The following is a 19,098-nucleotide window of genomic DNA, read 5'->3' on the forward strand; positions in this document are numbered from 1 at the left end:
GCTCGTTCCGACAGAGCTGGTTATACTCCTGCCATTGTTTCAAAAACGGATACACACCATGACTGACGCAGCTCTCGCCCCCGAACCCTTGCACGCGCCGTCGGTAATTCGGCTGTTGCTCGGCAAGCTGGGTATCGCCTACGAAGAAGTGCTCGACCATCACGGCCTCAATGCCTCGCGCAAGGTACAAGCCGTATTGCTCGACGACGCCGTGGGCGCGCTGATGGTGCTGTTTCCACAGAGCCAATTGCTCGACCTCAATCGCCTCGCCGAATTGACTGGCCGGCGTTTGACTGCGGTGTCCACCGAGCGTCTGGAAAAGATGCTCGGCAAACACAGCCTGAGCCTACTGCCGGGCCTGCCGGCGCTGACCAGTTCGCCGTGCCTGTACGAAGAAAGCCTGCTGCGCGAACCGAAGCTGCTGATCAACTCCGGTGAGCCGGGCCTGCTGCTGGAAATCGCCAGCGAAGACTTCAAGACCATGCTGACCAAGGCCAGCGCCGCCAACTTCGGCGAAGCCCTGAGCAGCATTCGCCCCAACCTCGACCGCCCGGACGATGACCGCGAGGAAATCACCCAGGCCGTGCAAGCGTTCACCGCGCGACGCATCCAGCAGCGCCTGGAAGCGACCATCGAGATTCCACCGCTGGCCGAAACCGCGCAAAAAATCATCAAGCTGCGCGTTGACCCTAATGCCACCATCGACGACATCACCGGCGTGGTCGAAACCGACCCGGCGCTGGCCGCACAAGTGGTGAGCTGGGCGGCGTCGCCGTACTACGCATCGCCGGGCAAGATCCGTTCGGTGGAAGACGCCATCGTCCGCGTGCTCGGCTTCGATCTGGTGATCAACCTGGCGCTGGGCCTGGCCCTCGGCAAGACGCTGAGCCTGCCCAAAGATCACCCGCAACACACCACGCCGTACTGGCAGCAGTCGATCTACACCGCCGCTGTCATCGAGGGCCTGACCCGCGCCATGCCGCGCGCCCAGCGCCCGGAAGCCGGCCTGACCTACCTCGCCGGTCTGCTGCACAACTTCGGTTATCTGCTGCTGGCCCACGTCTTTCCGCCGCACTTCTCGCTGATCTGCCGCCACCTGGAGGTCAACCCGCACCTGTGCCACAGCTACATCGAGCAACACCTGCTCGGTATCAGCCGTGAACAGATCGGCTCGTGGCTGATGCGCTACTGGGACATGCCGGACGAGCTGGCCACCGCCCTGCGCTTCCAGCACGACCCAAGCTACGACGGCGCCTACGCCGAATACCCGAATCTCGTCTGCCTGGCCGTGCGCCTGCTGCGCGGTCGCGGGATTGGCTCGGGGCCGGATGAAGACATCCCCGACGCCCTGCTCGAACGCGTCGGCCTGAGCCGCGAAAAAGCCAACGACGTCGTCAGCAAAGTCCTCGAAGCCGAAGTCCTGCTGCGTGAGCTGGCCTCACAGTTCAGCCAGGCCTGAATGCATCGCGGGCAAGCCACACTCCTGTAGGAGCAAGGCTTGCCCGCGATGAATTCCCCCCGATTTACCTGACTCACAAAAAAACCTGTTGTGAAGGGATTTAGCGAAACGTCGCACCGCACCGTTCGGCTGCGTAGCAGTCGCAAACCCAGCCAACAATGTGTTTCAGAAAAACCGAGGTCTCAGGTTTTGGGGCCGCTTCGCAGCCCAGCGGGGCGGTGCGACGTTTCGCTAAATCCCCTCGCCACAACAGTTCTTCTACTCAGGTCCTTCTACTTCTCAAGCCTTCGGCTTGGCCTTGCGCGGTTTCAGATACTTGGTCAGCCCTTGAAACCAGATCACCAGCGCCGGGTTGCCCTTGATCTGGATCGACTTGTCCTGAATCCCCTGCATGAACGCCAATTGCTTGTTCTTCGCCTGCATCGTGGCAAAACCATACTCCGCATCTTTGAAGGCAATCGCAAACGCCGGCTCCGCGACCACGCCGGCCTTGCTGGTGATGCGTTGATCCTTGACCACGAAATGCCGCGCCACCTTGCCGTCCAGGGTCTGTAGCTGAAACACCAGATCCTTGTCGCCCAACTGCTGCTGGAACGCAGGATTTTTCCGACTGGCCTTACCCATCAACAGACCCAGCATCCACAGGAGAAAACGAAATTTCATGCGCACAGCCTCAAAAGGAAAATGAACGGCGGGGCAGTGTAAGGGATTCGCACAATAACGCCACTATCCGCCACTGTTGGAAGAGGATGCAGACCATTTCCCGCACGATGACCACCAAGTCACGATACAAAGTCCAGCCACCGACCATTCCTACACCTTAAGAATCACATTCATGTAGGAGCTGCCGAAGGCTGCGATCTTTTGATCTTCCGCCCCGCACATCTATGGGAAATTTCCTGCAAACCGCGGGGCTGTCCATGAACTAGGCGAGCAGGTGCGATGTGGATAGGCTTTGTGTGTCACCGCAAAATCGGTGACTCGGACGTGCAAGTTCGGTGGGAGTCCACATTGGTTATGGCAATTCGCCGAGCGTTTTCCTATGCTCGCGGATCGTTATGGCTGCTGTGTATGGGAGGCCTTCGGGTCTGCCGGGTGACTCCACCGGTCTTGCACACCTATGCACAGCTGCCACCACTTTCGAAGTGCGAGCGAAACGGTGTCGGCTCCTGAAACTGGAGTAAGACCAAATGATCAAACCAACACCCAATCCCCCCGAAACCCCGGATATCTCGCCCTACGAATCGCTGGAATCAAAGAAATTCCACGAAGCCGCCGAGCGCGCCCTCGACCACCATTTCAAACCGCCCCTCGAACCGCAACCCAAACGCGAAACCGGGCTCTTCAGCCTCTCCCCCGGCACCGACGCCGAAGCACTCATGGCCAACGCCTCCGAAGACCTCTTGTCCATCAGCGTCATCGCCTCCGACCTCGCCGACGACCTCCACGGCTCACGCCGCTCGGTAGCGCTGGCCCTGAGCAGAATGGCGGACGGAGTGAGACTGATGGTGGAAGGCACGCTCGACCACATCGAAATACGGCGCGCGGCGATCAAGCCGTAGCCAGAGGTTTGGATGAAAAAAGGGGACGGTAAGTCCCCTTTTCTGATCCTAAGCCAAAGCGACTAGCGAAAGTCCTCTGCGCTTTTTGCGCGTGCTTCCAACCCGAAGTCCGCCAATCGGTGGACGTAAGCGTTGCCACCGGCATTGCAAGACTGGCGGAACACAACTTTGTCCTCTTTGAGCACCTTCAGATAACTCACGAATGCCTGACTAACGAAGTAGGTGTAGGCACCGCTTTTGAACTTGATGATGTTCAGGTTCACGCTGCCTTCCGACGCATCAACAACGAAGATTTTGCCCTTGGGCGGCAAAACCGTCTTCGGATAGACCATCTCTATTTTTCCCGGAATACCATATCGGTACTGAACAGAACCGGCCGTGGGTTTGCTGTTTCCGCGCGCACAAATGGAAACCGTCTTGCCGCCCTGTAACGGGCAACTGAAATAAATGTCTTCGTCGTCCGAACACAACGTTCCATCCTGCCCGCCCTTCAATAGCGCTGTTTCTTGCGAAACGCGTTCTGGTGTTTGAGCGACATCGGCACAATTGGACAAACACACCAACTTGGAAAGATCCGGAACATCGCTTTCAGTAAACAGGTACGTCGCTGAGCCCTCACGATTGCGGGCGTGGTAAACGGGAACACTGACGGCCAGCCCCTTGGCAGACACCGGCACTTCGGCATCCCGGCCCGAGACGACCCAGCCTTCGGCCTCCCCGCACAACTCCTCCAAGGCGACTTCATTGAACGAATCTTTCGTTGGCACGGTGAACGGCTTGGCATCACCTCGGCAATCGTAGCCATGCCAGTAAGGCCCGGTGTTCATATCAATGTCTATCGAGAAGATATAGGCGCCGTCGAGTACCACTTTGCCGCTGTCGTAGGTAAAAACCAGCCAACGACGCGACTTCGCCTGTGAGGAGTTTTCTTCCTCCAGGATGTAACGCTCGCCATCTCGATACAGCCAGAAAACACTCATCGCGCCCGCCGATACCGGCCTTTCGGAGAGACGTTGCCCGGACTTTGCGTCCACCAAGAAATCGTCTTTCAGCGCCAGCGCACAGTCGCTGCCGACGTCCCTACACGACTTGAGCGACGGAAACATCGGCCCCGCTGCCACAGAGAAAGAACACAGCAACAGCGCGACCAAACCTAATCTTTTCAACTTGCCTTCCTGTCATGATTTACGGGTCTGATTGAACAGAAGGCATTTCGCCTCTGAACCCTGTGCCCTGCGTTCTAAAGCGAGTAATCCATCACTTCTTTCAACTGCCAACACTGCCCACGCTCAAACCGATACTCGAAGACATAGTCGGTATCCGGTTTCTGCAGGATTGCGGTCGCTTTGTTGCCCCGCTCTTCCTTGACGGTCAACGTCAGGCCCTGGCCCTCTCGCTTTGCCAGATCCGGAATGATTGGAAACTTGAGTTCATCACCGCTGAGGCTGCTCTTTTGCAGCTCCGGCTCGGGATCGCCCGCTACCGTTGTGACCATCTGCAGAGGCTGCTGGACAAAGGCTTTTTGCACATCCGCGTGTTCGGAAAAGGCTGCGAGGAAAAATGAGAAGTCGGGCGAAGGACACGCCCTGGCAGTTGCGTTAGCGCTGACCGTGACCGGCTTCGGCTGAGGCTGTTCAGCAGCCTGCCCATCAAGTACAGACAAGCGCTTTTTCACACTTGCCGCGTCTTTGTAAGCGCACACCACTTCCTTACTTTCCTCCAGATCCAGCCCGTCGCGACAGTTCTGAAACTCAGGTTCCGGTGGATCCCCACGGAAATAATTCAAAGACAACTGATTGCCGTCCTTGATGAGTGGCAGTTCCAGAACCGAGTAGGACGCGCCCTCGAAACTTCGATTCGACACCCGCGTTTCCGTCAGCACGTACATGGACTTCCCTGCCCGCCCCGGCGATTTGCGCTCATGGAAAAACACCGATGCAATCTGATCGCCCTCCACCTTCCACACATAATTCAGCGTCGGTATGGTTGCGTTCATAGCTGAGTAGAAGATTTCGGCGGCAGGAACATGAACCTCCGTCGTCTGCTTCTTCAGGTTGTTCTTCAGAAAGAACACCGTGATCTTTTGATTGCCCAACGACGCCACCACCGGCGGATGTAACTCACCGATGGTCTGCGGATCGCTCGCCAGTGCCAGTTGAGTCGACACACCAGCCGTAAGCCCAAGTGCACAAACAAAACCTGGAAGCCTGCCCAATTTTGTTTTCCTTCCGTGGTTAATCTTCATGCCGTCTCAGGTGCGCCACATTTCAGCTCTTTGATTTGCTCGTTCTGAATCGGAATCACACAGGCCAGCCGCTTCTCCCCGGGCGCACTCCGCTCGGTCAGGCGGAGCGTTACGTGTAACCCATCCTCGGCAAACGCATGATCCTTGAAACCCGCGTCGGCATAGTCGCTCCAGAACGTCTTGCCATCGAAACTGCAAAACTGCCTGGACGACAGCACTCTCCAGTTGCCGTCGGGCGCGAGGATCTGAACAGTCAGGCAAGGATTGTCGAACGAGTAGAGATAGCGCGCGACTACGTCTTGGTAACGCTTCGCGCCGGATCTGGAGACCTTGTTCATATCAACCACATCCCCGAACCGTCCGCCACGATCCCGTCCAGATACACCGCACGTTCCAGGCTCATTCTGGCGATGCAGCTATTGATTAATGTGGAATGCATTACCGCATCAGGGTCGATATCCGTGGCTTCCAGCAGGCACGTTGTGTCGCGCAACTTGAGCCAGGCACGTTGTGAATCTTTGGCTATCGCCATGAAAGCCTCAGCTTCTGCTGGGTCTTCTGCTCGCTCTGACGCGAAGCGCGCCATCAGCTTTTTGTAACTGGCATTCAGTTTCGCGTCGGCCGCCTTACCTTCGGCTTCAATGCATTCAAGGTATTGCCAGCTCACGGTAATGACTTTGCAATTATTCTCAGCGAACGCGGTTGAAGCGAACAGCAGTCCAAAGGACAACGCGATAAAGCGCACCAACCTGTTCAATTTTTCATTCCCTGAAGTTCGGATCGCTCAGCGACTCGTTGCGGAATTTTCTGTGCCTTGCCAGCAGCAGTCATCGCTTCGCCGTACTCGCGGTAATAACGCTGTGCTTCGTCTTTCTTGTTCAATCGCCACAGTGAATCCGCGATGTTCAGCATCAACACTGTGCGTTTGCCGACCGCCTCAACACCGCGATAAAACTTCAGCGCCAGCTCATCTCTACCGCCCTCGGCCAAGTAAAAACCCAGGTCGTTGTAGGCCTGAACGTTTTGCGCCGGGGGATGGCACGCCATGTAGGATTCGGGACTTAAAAAGTCCAGGCTGCCTTCGATGGAGTTAGCGCGGGACTGCGCAGTTTTAATCGTCGAGATGTATTTCAACCAGTCCTTTGGGGACTGCGTTTCCAGGGTGGGCGTGAGGACTTCGCCATCTTCCGAAAACCACTGATTACCCACCCATTTGCCGAGACAAAAACGAGGAGAGCGCTCAGCCAGCACGCAACCGGTCTCCATCGAAATCACATCGCAATGCTGTTGCGACACCAGTTTTTCTTCTTGATTCTCATCCGACAACATGCCGAAGACGACCGGGTCGAGCAACAAGGTTTTCTTGTCAGGGCTGAGCCAATCGGAGTGTCCATCGGCGCCAACGTCGGCGCTGAAGACTGGGAAGGTTTTGCCATTGGCGGTGAACCATGCAGTCGTCGAATCCACACCGGGCAACGTCCATTTCGTCGCCCGAAACGTCACAGTATTTCCGTTCACGCCTACTACTGGTGGATCCTCGGCAAAGGCACTGGCGGTGACCAACAGACTGCCAAGCAACACCCACTTAACGCTGGCCATATTCAATCCTTTTCACCGCCGAGCTTGGCGATTGCAACTGCCTTTTGGTAACGCCATACGCCTCAATCAGCTCCTCCCAGGAACCCTTCGAACCAAACGAGCGCTGGGTATTGTCGAAGCTGTATTGCTCCAGTCGCCCGGCGGTCGAGTAATACCCGTGCCACTCCGGGCAGGCACCGCAACCGCCGTAGCCACCGATTGAAACAAGGCTGCCCTTGCTGCCTGTCACGCAATCCATTGCCACCACCACGTTGTTCAACATCTTCGTCTTCGCACCGTCGGAGGTACGTTGCAGAACTTTACCGATGTCACGCCGCAGCACTTTGCCGCCGATATTGATGGTCTGGTCAGAACAAACCGCGATGAGGTGGGTTTCCGCGTCATCCACCGTCACCGATCGACACGACGACACCAAGACCACTTCAACCCCACCGCACTGCATCACGTCGCGCTGGGTGTAGGCATCCGCCGGCGCTGCATACGCAGGCGCGCAGAGCAGCAACGCGAGGCTGCCCGCGAGATAAAACTGATTCATCGAGAATTCCCTTTCGCCGTTATCCTGCCTGTTTTTCCGTCAGGCATTTTGCGTAGCCATCGGCGAACCTGGCGTCGAAGGACAACGTCACCGGCTCGTCCAGTTCGGCCGAGGTGTTGAGCAATACGCGTGTCGCCGGGGTGTATTTGATCCAGCCGATGGTGCCGGTGCCATCGGTGTCGAAGAACAGCTGAGCACGGACCATGTCTCCATTGTCCTCATCAATCAGCAGATTGACCTTGTCCTTGCCGACATACTGAAACGGGAAATCGCTGCTCCTGACCATCTCGGTGAGGTAGCCATAGCAACTGCCTTCACTGGCACTCGCCGGCAGGGCGAAAGGCAAAAGCAGCAGCGCGCTCAGCACGTACCGAATGAAAAAACGGTTCATCCCATCATCCTTATTCAAGCGGCGGCGATTCCGTGTCGGCCATGGTCAGCAGCCGAAATTCGTTGTTCACAAACTCGTAGTAACGATCCCGGTTGACGCTCTCCAGCGAATTCCCCTGGGCGTCTTCTTCGCCGTCGAGGGTGATGCCGGTGATGAAGATCAAGCGGCTGTCGGGTTGGTACGCCATGGCGAACGTGCTGCCGTCGTAGGCATTCGGCAGGCCCCCGACCACTTTTCCGGTTTGTGCATCGAGCACTTCGGCGCAGATGGCACCGCCGCCACAACCCAGTGGGTTGATGATGTAGTGGCCGGCGAAGTTGACCTTGCCTTTCAGGGCCTTCGCTCGCGCACTGTCAATCACCGGGTTGCTGTTTTCCTGCGGCACCAGCGCAGGGTGAGTGCCGGTGAAGACCGGGGTGACGGTGTAATCCTTGAAATCCGGGTCGGCGGCGAAAGCCATGGAAGAGACCGCCAGCAGCAAGCTGCCGAGTAGAACCAAAAATCCTTTCACGCTGTAACTCCTTAATGGAAGACCTGAAAAAACAACGGCTGCAGGCTTATTTCTGATTGCCCGGATTGACCAGACTCAACTCCCCATCCCGATACAACACCTCACAGCCCAACCACGCCTGATCAACCTGCGGCATCACCGCCGACGGCTTGCGCAATTCCCGCAACAACGTCGAACCGTGGGACAAGCGCCCGCCCATCCGCGCAATCACCGCCCGCGCCGCTTGATAGTGCGCATGACGCCCCGGATCGAGGGTGTCTTCGAGCAAAATATCCTCGCCCAGAATGCCCTGCACCTGCCCCGGATAAATCATGAATCCGGTCGCTTGCTCGGCGCCTTCACGGCCGTCCTGCCAGAAGCTGCCATCACGCGTCCGCACGTCCGGGTGCGGTGCGAACCAGTGTTCGCGGTCGGCCAGCGGCATGGCGTGGTGCAGGCGGAAGAAGATGCGCATCAGGTTGTCGCGGTACCACTCGCGCACTTGCAGGTAGTAGCCGCGCAGGCCCGGCAGGCCGGTCGAATGCGCGAGGCGGATCAGGCTCGACCACTGCGGAAAGGCCTGCAACGGCAGCTCGCTCGGCGCCGGGCGCGGGGTCGCCGGATCGGTTTCCCAGGGCAGTCGATGCGGGCTGTTTTCAAGATTGTCGTAAGCGGTCGGCGGGCGCCCCAGCCAATCGCCGCCACTGCTGGCCAGCGCCGTGGCGATGCACAGATTGCCTTGCACGACGAACACGTAAAACCGGGTGAACCAGTCCGCCAGTTGCTGGCCGTCAGCGTTTTGGGCGACGAGTTCGGCTAGCTCTTTATCGAAGCGTTGCAAGCCGCGCTCAAGGCTCAGCAGATGCCCGCGAGCGATGCGTTGCATGCACAGGAACAGCGGCAGCGAACGCAGCAGCTTTAGCGGTTGCCACGGCAAGTGCGGGGTCGCGCCGCCGACTTCACCGGCGTAGTTGATGGCGCTGATGCCCCAGTCGGCGAGCCGGGCGAGAAACAGGTCATTGTTGATGTAGGACGCGCCGCCGAACACCGCAGTGAACGGTTCGTTGTCCTGCAACACTCGCGCATCCCAACGCGCCATGATCGCCGGGATACTCGCTGCCGCGCGGCGCTGGGCGTACTCCACCAGCACGCTCGGTTGCCGCGGCAGAATCTCGGCGATGTTGGCGGCGGTCAGGTGGCGGCGCCAGCCGTAGTCGCTGATCGGCCGGTATTGCAGCAGCCACAGTTGCGCACCGTCCCAGGCCCATTCGACGTCGCCGGGCACGTAGTGGAAAACGCGCAGCACGTCTTGCAGAAACTGCCACAGCAGCGCTTCGGTCAAACCGTGCGTGGCGGTAAATGCACCGCTGCGCCAGGCCTCGCCAACCCGCGACAGAGTGGCGCGCGAAGGGCTGACGTGACCATCGGCCAACGACTCCAGATGACCTTCCACCCATTCCAGTTCAACCGACAGATGCCGGACAAACGCGATGCCGGAAACCTGCGGCGTGATAAAGCGCTGCACCACCACTTCCTCGACGCCTTCGGCGGTCAATTCGGCGATGCGCTTCGGCACGTTGGCGCGCGGCTCGCGCAGGTAAGTGGTGCTCAAACCGGCATTCGCCGAGTCGGCCTGATCCTCGCCATAACTGGAGGAGCGCACCGCCCAGGTCACGTCGGGTTGTGCGGCGAGGAACGCTGACAGGCGCGGATCATCGCAATCGTTGAGGTTCAGCGCGGCCGGCACCGGTTGCCGGGCCAGTTCAGCGAGGCGCAAACGGCCACCCTTGGTGTGCGCGACAAAACCACGTTCGCCGGACTCCAGCCACGCGGCAAATTCAGCGGGCGAGTCGATCCACGGGTAATGACCCCAACCGGGTTTGAGGCTGATGGTCAGATCAGCGCGGGCGAGAATCGCCGACCACGCCGCTGCTTGCTCAATACCCAACACGTTGTCCTGATCGCCCCAGACCAGCTCGACCGGATCGGTGATCCACTCCAGCAACGGCAGCGCGGTGTCAGCGCGGACCAAGTCCCAATGCGGCACAAATGCCCGGCAACGCGCATAACCGGCGCCCATGCGTTGGTACTGCGCGGGCGTCCAGGTCTGATTGGAAAACTTGCGCGCGAACAGCGTCGGTTTGTTCGACAGCAGCCAGTGAATGGTCTTGCGGATTGGCAGCGGCGACATCAGCGCCGGCAACCGCCGCTGCCACAAAAACGCACCGACCGGCGCCAGCAAAACGCTGCGCGAAAAGTGCCCAGGCCGACGTTGCAGTGCATGCAGCACCAGCAACGCATTGACCCCGACCGCCATGATCGCGCTGCCCTGCTGCGTCATCGCCAGCAAGGTCTGCGCGTAGTCCGCGAGATCCTCGCAGGGCGGCTGCGGGTTGGCGCCGAAGCCCGGCAACTCCAGCGGCACCACGTCGTAGCGCTGAAAGTGCGGCAGCGCGTCGTCCCACCAATCGGCGGCGCCGCCGTTGCCGGCCAGCAGGTACATCAGGGGCTTGCTCATGGGCGATCCTCAGGCCAGATCGCGCAGCGCGGCGTCGAGGGTCGGATAGCGGAACGTGTAGCCCGCCTCGCTCAGACGCTGAGGCACCACACGCTGACCGTCGAAGAACAACTGCGCCATCTCCCCCGCCAGCGCCCGCACTGGCGCAGCAGGAATGTGGAACCACACCGGACGCTTGAGGACCTTGCCGACGTTCTCGGCGAACGCTGCCTGACTGACCGTTTCCGGCGCGACCATGTTGTAAGTGCCGCGCAGATTTTCATCGTGGAAGGATCGAGCGATCACCTGAATCACATCGTCGCGGTGCACCCAGCTCATGATCTGCTGACCATCGCCCATGCGCCCGCCGAAGCCCAGGCGAAACGGAATCAGCAACGGCAACAGCGCACCACCCGGACCGAACACCACGCCGAGGCGCAGCACCACCTGACGCACACCAAACTGCGTGGCCGGTTGCGCGGCGGCTTCCCAGCGCGCGCAGAGTTCGGCCATGAAACCGTCGCCCTTGCTCGCCTGTTCATCGAGGCTTTCGCTGGCATCGCGCACGCCGTAGAAACCGATGGCCGAGGCTTGAATCCACAGCGCCGGTTTTTGCCGAGCGTTTTTCAGCCAGGTCATCAGCGCTTCGGTAGTGTTGACCCGACTGGCGATCAGTTGCGCCTGGCGCTTGGGGCTCCAGCGAGGCCCGGCGACCGGCGCGCCGGCCAGGTTGATCACCACGTCGAAGGTCTCGTCGTGGCTGAGTTCGCTCAGGGATTGCACGCAGCGGACGCGGCCTTCGAACAGATTGGCTGCTTTCAATGGATCACGTGCCAGCACACTCACGGTGTGGCCGGTGTCGATTAATTGATTGACCACCGCCTCGCCGATAAACCCTGTGCCACCGGTGATCAGCACGCGCTTGTAGGCGCTGCCCGCAAACGGATTGGACGTACTCTGAGGTTTTACTCGAGGGGATTTCCGGCAGTCATGGCGATACAGCCAGACCAGCGGCGGCAACAGCATCAGCAGCGCAAAACCGTCGAGCCACAGGTGCGACCAGACCTGTTGTTGCGCTGACAGCCACATGTCCTGCGGCGCCCACAACAGGACACCAGCGATCAACCAGCCCCACACACTCGGCGCTTTCGAACGATTGCCGATGTGCACCAGCGCGAGCATGTACAGCGAATAGCTTTGCAGCGTCGCGCCAAACAGCGCGAGCCACCAGACCTGCTGTTCGTGGCCGGCCGCGGGCACCGCTTCAGCGCCCCAGAATGCGCGTTCGAGGGTGTGCAAATAGCCGTCGAGTAAACCGGAGTGACCGGCCCAGGTCAGGGTCAGACCGGCGAGAATATGCACGATCGCGGCGGCGTATAGCCACAGCACTAGCGCGGGGCGAAGCGAGGTCGAGGGGGCTGGCATTCCGTGTCCTGAGCGCATACCTTGGGGGTGGGGAGTTTAAAGGAAAATCGCAGTCGTCAGACGCTCAAAAACTAAACGTTTTACCGAACGGATTCAGACTTAACGCCTGCGAAAACGCATCAAACATGACCTGGCATTTCAAATACAGTGACTGGCCTTGATCGATTCCGCGCCTTGCGATCCCAATCGTTTCACGCTGTCGATGCTCGACTGAATACCTTTGTCAGCCGCCATTTGATAACAGGCTAAGGCTCGGGACATATCCTTCGTTCCCAAATCGCCACTTTCGAAAGAAGAAGCCAAATAAATCATCGCCTCTGTGGAACCCATGGAAACAGCACGAATAACCTGTTTTTCTGCCTCCGCGGGATGGAGGCAAGGACCGCTGTAGTCGGTGGAATTGCCTAAACAAAAAAACGTGGCATAGCCCAACGCACCACTCGGTATTTTCGAGGCTGCTTTGAACAATGCCTCAACTCTAGGGGTTTCCAACTGCGACGCCATTTGCGAAAGACTCAGGCTTGCTGCCGACAAGCTCGCCTGTGCATCACCCGACTCTGCAGCACATAAATAGTTTTCCAGGGACGCTTCAATCAACTCCACCGTAAGCGGGTATTGCTCAAGAAATCCCAATCCACCTAACGCTTCGGCACGTTGATAACAGAAGTTCTCGGCGCGACTCCTTCCAGAGGTTTCCGTTGCGACGAGATCCTTTTCGCTGATCGACCAATCCTCAATTCCCTCCAGCACCCAACAGGCCTGCCGAGAGAAGTTAAAGATTTTCACATTGCTGTTTCCCGCTCGCTTATCCACCACGTTGACGTGACTGTCGTCGACCTCTTCGATCTCGACTCCAGGTGTCTTGCCGGGTGTGATTGCAGCCATCAGTGGATAGGTGAAGGTAGCTCCACTGACACCCGAGGTCGAAGGCTCAAAAGTACTTCGATCCTTTCCCGCTACCGGTTTCAACACCAGCGACTTGACCGTCAACGCCGTGAGACGGCGTTGCGATTCGCTGTTGGCGGAAAACGCCGTCAGGAAAGGCGCGAACTCCTCCGACGGGCATGCGTCGCTGGTCGGCGCCGTCGAAGTACTCTTGTCGGACGCAAGAGCAGGGACGATCTCGTCCAGATACGCCGAGCGCTCGCGACTCATTCTGGCGATGCACAAGTTGCCGACCGCCACGTAAGCAGGCTTACCCACCTCGATCTCGAACGCCTCCAACGGACAGTTCGCGTCGCGCAATTTCAACCACGCACGCTGCGACTCTTTAACCTTCGCCGCGTACTCCGCGCCCAACGCCGGATCTGTTCGATAGTCAGATTCAAGCCGCGCCATCAGCTGCTTGTAGCTAACGTTCAACTGCGCATCGGCAGCCTTCTTCGCCGCCTCAGAGCAGGGCACCATTTCCATGCTTGAGGTGACGTTGCTGCAGTCATCCTGCGCATAGGCTGCCGAAACTGGCAGCAACAGCGAGGCCAACAGCATTAAGATTAAGCGTTTCACTTTGTTCATCCTTGAGTCATTCAGGTTTTGCGTTGGGTGAATCGGGTGACGCACTGCTTCGGTCTGTTCATTTCCCAGTAAGTGCTGAGCAACACTTTGCGTTTTTTGTCGGCGCGCAGATTGACGAAGCCATCGCCGCAATCCGGCTGCAACTCTTTGAAGGTGCTGGTTTTGGCTTGGTAAACGAAAACTCTGAAGTAGTCGTAAGTGCCCATGCCGTCATCCAGCTGCCAGATCGCGAAATCTTTGGCACCGTCGAAATTGAAGTCCCCGATCTGTACCTTGAGTTCGTTTATGGCTTCAAAATCTATGGTCCGGGGCTCGCTGGGCGTTTCGCCTTTAACCGAGACATTCAGTGTGGCGCCCTCAATAACCAGCGTCGCTTCGACACCTGTGACTGGGCTGAACTTAGTGGTTTCAGCCAGTGCCGGGATCGCCCACAGCAGGCCAAGCAGTGATACCGCTAGAGTTTTGAATTGCATGTGCTCGCCCCTACTCCCACTTGCATCCGGACTCCTGGGAGGAGTCGATGTTGGGGTTATTCAAGAAGTGGTAAACCTTTCCGTTGGACTTTTTCGTGTACTTCATCGAGACGATCTGCGTCCCTTGAGTCACGAAATCGTAGGTTCCCGCAACCTTGCCATTGACGACTTCAGACCACGTTGTGGCTCTCTGCCAAGGGGCGTCGGGACCGAGCATCTCCTCCTCGGAATCCGTCAACACAATGGAGATGGGGTCGTTGTACTTGGCGTACCTGACGAAGCCACCAGACCATTTGCTGGACGCGTCGTAAAAGGTACGGAACTCAAACTTTACCGGGCTGGATTCGGAGAGTTCGAAGCAAAAGGATTCGCTGCTGACTGCGCTGTGGGCTACCAGCGGGAAGAGGCTGGATAGCAGAAAAAGTACTTTTTTCACGTTCATTTCCTTATGAGAGATCGGCTTCACTGCTTTTTTACTTCCGACTTTCCTCGGCAAAAAAACCGTGATCGGTAGCCACTGATTTACGCAGATAAGCCCTTTGTTGTCAGACCGATCCTCTTTGTGTCGCGATCACTTAAACAGAAGTCACGATTTTTCGATCTGCGGCTAAACGGATGTCATGTTCGTCGGACATTTCCCGCAAGACGCCGAGCCATCCATGAACTATCCACCCCTTGCATTCACCGCTAACCTTGATTTGTCACCGCAAAAAACGGTGACACGGACGTGCAAGTCCGGTACATATCGCCGCACAAACGCCTAGTCAGAGGTTCGAGCTTTCAAGTGCTCGTTATGACGCTTTATGGCGGCTGTGCGCGGGAGGTCCTTTGGGGTCTGCCGGGTCCGATATGCCCGGTCTTGCACACCTGCGTACAGCTGCCACCTTCATTCGAATGCAAGCGAACGGGTGTCAGTCCCTTTAAATACTCATATCGGGATGTATCCATGTTCAAAGTAACGCCCAACCCGCCAGACAACACTGGCAACCCCGCCGAGCAATCCCTCGACACAGAAATGCTCGACAAAGAAGCCGCCGACCGCGCCTTCGCCCATTACTTCCCACCCACCAACGACAAACCGTCCAAACGCCGCAAAGGCAGGCTCTTTACCATCTCCACCGGCATTGACCCGGAAGCCCTCCTGGCTAACGCCTCCGAAGACATGCTGTCCATCAGCGCCATCGCCGCCAAACTAGCGGACGACGTCGAAGGCTCAAACCGCTCCGTAGCGTTGTCCCTGAGCAGAATCGCCGATGGCGCACAGCTCATGGTGGAGCGTGCGCTGGATCATCTGGAGGAGTTAATTGCGGCAAGGCAGGAAGCGAAGACGTAAAGATAAGAAGGGGACGGATTCAAGTAAATCCGTCCCCCGTTAAACTATTCTTCGGTCAGTTATTTAACTTGGCAACGCACTTCTCAGGGGAAAGTGGGAACAGACCACGTTTTTCGGATCATTACTAAAACGTGGTCTGTCCCCATTTCACCACAATCTTTGAGTCATTCAGGTTTTGCGTTTGGTGAATCAGGTGATGCATTGCTCGGGGAGGCTCAAAACCGTGAATCCGGGGACAAGCCGCATCTACCCGCAAGTGATAAGGCATGGCGATCCCCCATGACACACAAAAAATTGCTAGCCATCACTATTTAGCAGCGTTGATTTTATTAATATAGGACTTGATCAAACCGGCATTAACATAAGGGAAATGTTGCTCCTCTCCTTCTTGATACCCTTCCATCCCACTCAAGTTTTTATCAAACCTGATAAGCTTATTAACAACCAGCTTATTGTCCGCACTCTTTTCATACCCATAAACTTGATAAAGGCTTCCGTACGTTCCAATTCCCCTGCTCGTGATTTCCCAAGAAACCAAAACAAGCACATTTTTCTTACCCTTTACCGGATAAAAGAAAATCGACTCAATTTTTGGATCTGAGCCAGCCACATCGTATTTATCGACAAGACTTCTATTTTTTTTATTGTCGACTCCAACAACATCCAGCACCAGAGAAACAGGGAACTCCTCGCTAGTCGTCTGCAGGAACGATAATGCGCCTCCGCTTACGACGTCAGTTTTAAACGGACCCTGTATTAACTGCCCCTGCAAATAATCCGCATCCTGCGCACTGCTGGAATTTGCTAGAAGAAAAACAAAAGCAAACATGAAAAAACGGAGCATAGCCAATGACCTCTTAATTAATGTTCATGAGTGCAGCAAGTGCTTGAAATCTAGTGTTCCTGTCCGCGTATCCGTTTTGGCCACCATTCACCATTTGAGTTACGTCGGCGACACTGCCTGTCTTGGCGACTTCGCACAACTTAGTGCCTCCCTGACCAGTTTTCGTGAACCAGAATACGAACGCAGACTCAACACCGTATTCGGTCGACGATACCAGAAGATCCGGGTTTGCCACAAAATCCTGAATATCCGAGGGGTTGCGTTGATTATGTACGTTAGTAAACCGTTGATATTCCGATTTTCCCGTCACCTGCAACATCCCGCGGCCGCGGTATCGATAGCCATCTCGACTAGCCTCATTGCCATTACCCATTCGATCGGCGTAGACGTAACTGGCAAGATTTTCAGCATTCAGCGCGTAATGACTTGTCTCTGTCCAAAGCTTGCTTCTCAACACACCAAAATCACAGCTATCCGTCTGCTCATTATAGCCATTCACTTTATTATGGTATCTGCACCCATAAGTTTTTTCATTTGCCGCGCGCTAAACTTCAAACCTTCTTCGACAACTCTGAGTTGACTTTCATGACCAACTTGAGACAGAAAATGCGCAATAGCCTTTGGTTGTTCAAGCTTATACGCCAAAGCATATTTATTGAGATAGGGTAAAATATTGGCGTGATGCGCCTCCTCTCCTGCTGGATTAGCAGCCCGAAGCATTTCCAAGGTAATAAGATCACGTGGAGCAGTAAAACTCCCAATAAGCGCAATCGGATGAAAATGCCGAACATTAGTATCACTGGTAATTCCATGTTGCCCGACAAGCTTGTCCCACCAGCTCAACTTTTTAATTCTTGCCTTTTCTTCAATCCATTCATTATGTGGCTCTGATTCACTATGGCCCATCAATTCATCCAGAGAATCCCATTTTTCTTGTTTGAATTGCCACTCGTTTTCATAGCGTGTAACCATCTGAGAAATCGGCTGTGCGAACCATGGCTTACTCAAAGCCTCTTTTATTTCCGAAGGCGTGAGCTTTTTATCACCGTTTCTGTCTAGAATTTTGTAAAGCTTTTGCTTTGTAGAACCTTCTTCGGCATTACCGATATTAGGCTGGTAGTTAGCTTGCTCTTCCTCACTAAGGCCTTCCTGTGCATGAAGAAACGCGGCCAAATGATCCACGTTACTCCCAGCCTCATCTATAAAGCTGAAACCTTCCCATTCAAAAGGAGAATGGCGTGACAACGCAGTATCCGGCTCTGCAAACCACCCGCTAATTTCATTCCCCTCTGCATCACCAAGCAATCCATCCAGACGCCACCAAAGCGTGTAGGTGGTGGTTCCCCCATAACAACAGGAACTTTTATCTTTTTTCCGCTGGTAGCGCGTCCAACACTCCGACTGGAACAAAGAAGTCATATCCAACTTTTTTGTGGGGATCGGTCACCTTAGGTGGATTTGTTGCGCTCATTCCTTGCGTGTGAGTGACCAACACGCTGTCTTGTGGAATTTTTACGAGCGTTTTTCCAGCCGCAGGCAACCCCGCAGCTTTTTCTTTACTCAGTCCGGTAAATGCCTTTACGTCTTCGCAGCTAAACACCTCGACGTGCAATAAATTCTTCGGGGCCGAATCCGAATGGTTTTGATATTTCCCCACATGGCCGATCAGACTCCCCGCCGTAATCGGGAATGGAGTTGTCAGGATATGCACAGCGTCCTTTTCGGCAGGCTCACTTTTGGTTTCAAGTTGCCCCTCCCAGACATAACCGAGCACCTCAGCAGGAGCCAACGGTGGAACAGCATTCCCGCTGACAATTTCCAACAGTTTCTGGTATTTGCCACGCGTCCCGTCGCTCCCGATCCTGACTTGCGTGCCGTGGGGCAAAATGGCTTTTGCAGCGCCTGACTGGCTCGCAGTAGCACGAACAACGAGACCTTTCTGAGGTGGATTCATCGGGTCTTTTGCAGCGGTACCAATGACGTAAGTGTTGGGTGTCGATCCCGCTGTCATTTCTCTCTTGAATACCCAGCCTGCGCCGGGCTGGAGGTCGGTGTTAGCGGGCATGACGCTGACCACCTTAAGCCAGCCGTTTTCTTCTTCACCCGTCTCGACGACCGTACCGCGGCTCAAAACCGTTAACACGGTTGCGTACCCTGGCTTACCACGCGGTTCCTGACGTACACGCAAACCGAGGATTTCGTCGTCAGCCGTCGATTTGACTTGCAACGTGCCCCCACCCCAAAAGGGTGGTCGCGACAATGCTGGAGTTTCTTCGTAGTTCTTCCACTGCAACAAATGCATGTAAAGACTGAAAAAATTCAGGCTTGGACCAGCCGCTGGCGGTGAAGCGGGCGATCCAGCAGGAGCTGGGGGTGCTGGTTGCACCGGCGCTTCCAATCGGTGTTTAACCAATACAAAACCGGTCGAAAACTCAGCCTCAGCCGTACCATAAGCGGATTTCGGGTACGTGCTGTCAATGCGATAAGCGACTACTTCACCGTCAGCGATGCATTTAACTTCCGCCAAGTCAGTTACCAAACCCGAGGCTTCATCGAAATGAACACCACCATGCCAAAGGCCATTGGCCCCCAATGGATAGAACCCATCTTTGGCATTGGCTAAAGCCTTATAAAACTGATGCGGATCCGTCGCTGCTGCTGCCCCTACTTTCAGGGGATACGACCATTTTTCTACTTTCTTGGTTGTCTCTGTCATTACCAATTACCTGA

General features: G+C 56.3%; 21 protein-coding genes. 3 read left to right on the forward strand and 18 right to left on the reverse strand.

The features are described 5' to 3' along the window. The first annotated feature begins 58 nt into the window (after positions 1-58). Positions 59-1,459, forward strand: coding sequence for an aminoacyl-tRNA deacylase and HDOD domain-containing protein (locus JFT91_RS05110; RefSeq protein ID WP_201231734.1), 1,401 nt, complete (start codon positions 59-61; stop codon positions 1,457-1,459). Between the two features lie 279 nt (positions 1,460-1,738). On the opposite strand, the gene JFT91_RS05115 is transcribed toward JFT91_RS05110, so the two are convergent. After that, complete coding sequence (locus JFT91_RS05115) at positions 1,739-2,122, reverse strand: helicase (RefSeq protein ID WP_201231735.1); 384 nt, start codon at positions 2,120-2,122, stop codon at positions 1,739-1,741. A gap of 527 nt (positions 2,123-2,649) precedes the next feature. Between JFT91_RS05115 and JFT91_RS05120 the strand changes: the two genes are divergently transcribed. After that, positions 2,650-3,021, forward strand: coding sequence for a DUF6124 family protein (locus JFT91_RS05120; RefSeq protein ID WP_201229289.1), 372 nt, complete (start codon positions 2,650-2,652; stop codon positions 3,019-3,021). 62 nt (positions 3,022-3,083) lie between these two features. Here JFT91_RS05120 and JFT91_RS05125 read toward each other — a convergent pair whose 3' ends face one another. The 13 genes from JFT91_RS05125 to JFT91_RS05180 form a co-directional block, all read right to left on the reverse strand. After that, positions 3,084-4,187, reverse strand: coding sequence for a hypothetical protein (locus JFT91_RS05125; protein WP_242487229.1), 1,104 nt, complete (start codon positions 4,185-4,187; stop codon positions 3,084-3,086). Between the two features lie 74 nt (positions 4,188-4,261). Further along, entirely contained in the window at positions 4,262-5,266 is a 1,005-nt protein-coding gene (locus JFT91_RS05130) for a hypothetical protein (RefSeq protein ID WP_242489210.1), read from the reverse strand. After that, positions 5,263-5,604, reverse strand: a complete 342-nt coding sequence (locus tag JFT91_RS29435; protein ID WP_242489211.1) for a hypothetical protein — start codon at positions 5,602-5,604, stop codon at positions 5,263-5,265. Before JFT91_RS29435 ends, JFT91_RS05130 begins: the two co-directional genes overlap by 4 nt. Further along, on the reverse strand, positions 5,601-6,023 hold the full coding sequence (locus JFT91_RS29440; protein ID WP_242489212.1) for a lysozyme inhibitor LprI family protein: 423 nt from the start codon (positions 6,021-6,023) through the stop codon (positions 5,601-5,603). Before JFT91_RS29440 ends, JFT91_RS29435 begins: the two co-directional genes overlap by 4 nt. Beyond that, positions 6,020-6,865, reverse strand: coding sequence for a tetratricopeptide repeat protein (locus JFT91_RS05140; protein ID WP_201198964.1), 846 nt, complete (start codon positions 6,863-6,865; stop codon positions 6,020-6,022). Before JFT91_RS05140 ends, JFT91_RS29440 begins: the two co-directional genes overlap by 4 nt. After that, on the reverse strand, positions 6,852-7,400 hold the full coding sequence (locus JFT91_RS05145) for a hypothetical protein (protein ID WP_201198966.1): 549 nt from the start codon (positions 7,398-7,400) through the stop codon (positions 6,852-6,854). Before JFT91_RS05145 ends, JFT91_RS05140 begins: the two co-directional genes overlap by 14 nt. Before the next feature lie 19 nt (positions 7,401-7,419). Then, positions 7,420-7,791 carry a hypothetical protein gene (locus JFT91_RS05150; protein WP_201198968.1) on the reverse strand — a complete coding sequence of 124 codons (372 nt, stop codon included), beginning with the start codon at positions 7,789-7,791 and terminating at the stop codon, positions 7,420-7,422. Positions 7,792-7,801: 10 nt separating this feature from the next. Continuing rightward, a complete protein-coding gene (locus JFT91_RS05155; RefSeq protein WP_201205067.1) occupies positions 7,802-8,251 on the reverse strand; it encodes a hypothetical protein in 450 nt (149 codons plus the stop codon). Positions 8,252-8,348: 97 nt separating this feature from the next. Further along, a complete protein-coding gene (locus JFT91_RS05160; protein ID WP_201231736.1) occupies positions 8,349-10,799 on the reverse strand; it encodes a PEP-utilizing enzyme in 2,451 nt (816 codons plus the stop codon). A 9-nt stretch (positions 10,800-10,808) separates the two neighbouring features. Continuing rightward, the gene (locus tag JFT91_RS05165) at positions 10,809-12,203 is read right to left on the reverse strand and encodes a TIGR01777 family oxidoreductase (RefSeq protein WP_201231737.1); all 1,395 of its coding nucleotides are present in this window, start codon (positions 12,201-12,203) and stop codon (positions 10,809-10,811) included. A 138-nt stretch (positions 12,204-12,341) separates the two neighbouring features. Continuing rightward, positions 12,342-13,718: a lysozyme inhibitor LprI family protein gene (locus JFT91_RS05170; RefSeq protein ID WP_201198974.1), complete on the reverse strand. Its 1,377-nt coding sequence runs from the start codon at positions 13,716-13,718 to the stop codon at positions 12,342-12,344. Positions 13,719-13,729: 11 nt separating this feature from the next. Next, complete coding sequence (locus JFT91_RS05175) at positions 13,730-14,191, reverse strand: XAC2610-related protein (protein WP_201198975.1); 462 nt, start codon at positions 14,189-14,191, stop codon at positions 13,730-13,732. Positions 14,192-14,201: 10 nt separating this feature from the next. Beyond that, the gene (locus JFT91_RS05180) at positions 14,202-14,633 is read right to left on the reverse strand and encodes a hypothetical protein (protein WP_207196823.1); all 432 of its coding nucleotides are present in this window, start codon (positions 14,631-14,633) and stop codon (positions 14,202-14,204) included. A gap of 504 nt (positions 14,634-15,137) precedes the next feature. Here JFT91_RS05180 and JFT91_RS05185 point away from each other — a divergent pair. Next, on the forward strand, positions 15,138-15,524 hold the full coding sequence (locus tag JFT91_RS05185; protein WP_201231739.1) for a DUF6124 family protein: 387 nt from the start codon (positions 15,138-15,140) through the stop codon (positions 15,522-15,524). A gap of 307 nt (positions 15,525-15,831) precedes the next feature. Here JFT91_RS05185 and JFT91_RS05190 read toward each other — a convergent pair whose 3' ends face one another. From JFT91_RS05190 to JFT91_RS29455, 4 genes are read right to left on the reverse strand one after another with little or no spacing between them, the layout of a single operon-like run. Next, positions 15,832-16,368, reverse strand: coding sequence for a hypothetical protein (locus tag JFT91_RS05190; protein ID WP_201231740.1), 537 nt, complete (start codon positions 16,366-16,368; stop codon positions 15,832-15,834). Positions 16,369-16,381: 13 nt separating this feature from the next. Next, a complete protein-coding gene (locus JFT91_RS29445; protein WP_242489213.1) occupies positions 16,382-16,867 on the reverse strand; it encodes a hypothetical protein in 486 nt (161 codons plus the stop codon). Beyond that, positions 16,864-17,787, reverse strand: a complete 924-nt coding sequence (locus JFT91_RS29450) for a hypothetical protein (protein WP_242489214.1) — start codon at positions 17,785-17,787, stop codon at positions 16,864-16,866. The genes JFT91_RS29445 and JFT91_RS29450 overlap by 4 nt, the downstream gene beginning before the upstream one ends. Beyond that, positions 17,732-19,084: an SH3 domain-containing protein gene (locus JFT91_RS29455; RefSeq protein WP_242489215.1), complete on the reverse strand. Its 1,353-nt coding sequence runs from the start codon at positions 19,082-19,084 to the stop codon at positions 17,732-17,734. Before JFT91_RS29455 ends, JFT91_RS29450 begins: the two co-directional genes overlap by 56 nt. Positions 19,085-19,098: the final 14 nt, after the last annotated feature.

The sequence above is a fragment of the Pseudomonas sp. TH08 genome (assembly GCF_016651275.1).
Lineage (GTDB): Bacteria > Pseudomonadota > Gammaproteobacteria > Pseudomonadales > Pseudomonadaceae > Aquipseudomonas.

What these genes read in the sequence shown, in the direction of transcription:
- JFT91_RS05110 (WP_201231734.1), top strand. Translation starts at nt 59, where the DNA reads ATGACTGACGCAGCTCTCGCCCCCGAACCCTTGCACGCGCCGTCGGTA.
- JFT91_RS05115 (WP_201231735.1), bottom strand. Translation starts at nt 2,122, where the DNA reads ATGAAATTTCGTTTTCTCCTGTGGATGCTGGGTCTGTTGATGGGTAAG.
- JFT91_RS05120 (WP_201229289.1), top strand. Translation starts at nt 2,650, where the DNA reads ATGATCAAACCAACACCCAATCCCCCCGAAACCCCGGATATCTCGCCC.
- JFT91_RS05130 (WP_242489210.1), bottom strand. Translation starts at nt 5,266, where the DNA reads ATGAAGATTAACCACGGAAGGAAAACAAAATTGGGCAGGCTTCCAGGT.
- JFT91_RS29435 (WP_242489211.1), bottom strand. Translation starts at nt 5,604, where the DNA reads ATGAACAAGGTCTCCAGATCCGGCGCGAAGCGTTACCAAGACGTAGTC.
- JFT91_RS05140 (WP_201198964.1), bottom strand. Translation starts at nt 6,865, where the DNA reads ATGGCCAGCGTTAAGTGGGTGTTGCTTGGCAGTCTGTTGGTCACCGCC.
- JFT91_RS05145 (WP_201198966.1), bottom strand. Translation starts at nt 7,400, where the DNA reads ATGAATCAGTTTTATCTCGCGGGCAGCCTCGCGTTGCTGCTCTGCGCG.
- JFT91_RS05150 (WP_201198968.1), bottom strand. Translation starts at nt 7,791, where the DNA reads ATGAACCGTTTTTTCATTCGGTACGTGCTGAGCGCGCTGCTGCTTTTG.
- JFT91_RS05155 (WP_201205067.1), bottom strand. Translation starts at nt 8,251, where the DNA reads ATGGCTTTCGCCGCCGACCCGGATTTCAAGGATTACACCGTCACCCCG.
- JFT91_RS05160 (WP_201231736.1), bottom strand. Translation starts at nt 10,799, where the DNA reads ATGAGCAAGCCCCTGATGTACCTGCTGGCCGGCAACGGCGGCGCCGCC.
- JFT91_RS05165 (WP_201231737.1), bottom strand. Translation starts at nt 12,203, where the DNA reads ATGCCAGCCCCCTCGACCTCGCTTCGCCCCGCGCTAGTGCTGTGGCTA.
- JFT91_RS05170 (WP_201198974.1), bottom strand. Translation starts at nt 13,718, where the DNA reads ATGAACAAAGTGAAACGCTTAATCTTAATGCTGTTGGCCTCGCTGTTG.
- JFT91_RS05175 (WP_201198975.1), bottom strand. Translation starts at nt 14,191, where the DNA reads ATGCAATTCAAAACTCTAGCGGTATCACTGCTTGGCCTGCTGTGGGCG.
- JFT91_RS05180 (WP_207196823.1), bottom strand. Translation starts at nt 14,633, where the DNA reads ATGAACGTGAAAAAAGTACTTTTTCTGCTATCCAGCCTCTTCCCGCTG.
- JFT91_RS05185 (WP_201231739.1), top strand. Translation starts at nt 15,138, where the DNA reads ATGTTCAAAGTAACGCCCAACCCGCCAGACAACACTGGCAACCCCGCC.
- JFT91_RS05190 (WP_201231740.1), bottom strand. Translation starts at nt 16,368, where the DNA reads ATGCTCCGTTTTTTCATGTTTGCTTTTGTTTTTCTTCTAGCAAATTCC.
- JFT91_RS29450 (WP_242489214.1), bottom strand. Translation starts at nt 17,787, where the DNA reads ATGACTTCTTTGTTCCAGTCGGAGTGTTGGACGCGCTACCAGCGGAAA.
- JFT91_RS29455 (WP_242489215.1), bottom strand. Translation starts at nt 19,084, where the DNA reads ATGACAGAGACAACCAAGAAAGTAGAAAAATGGTCGTATCCCCTGAAA.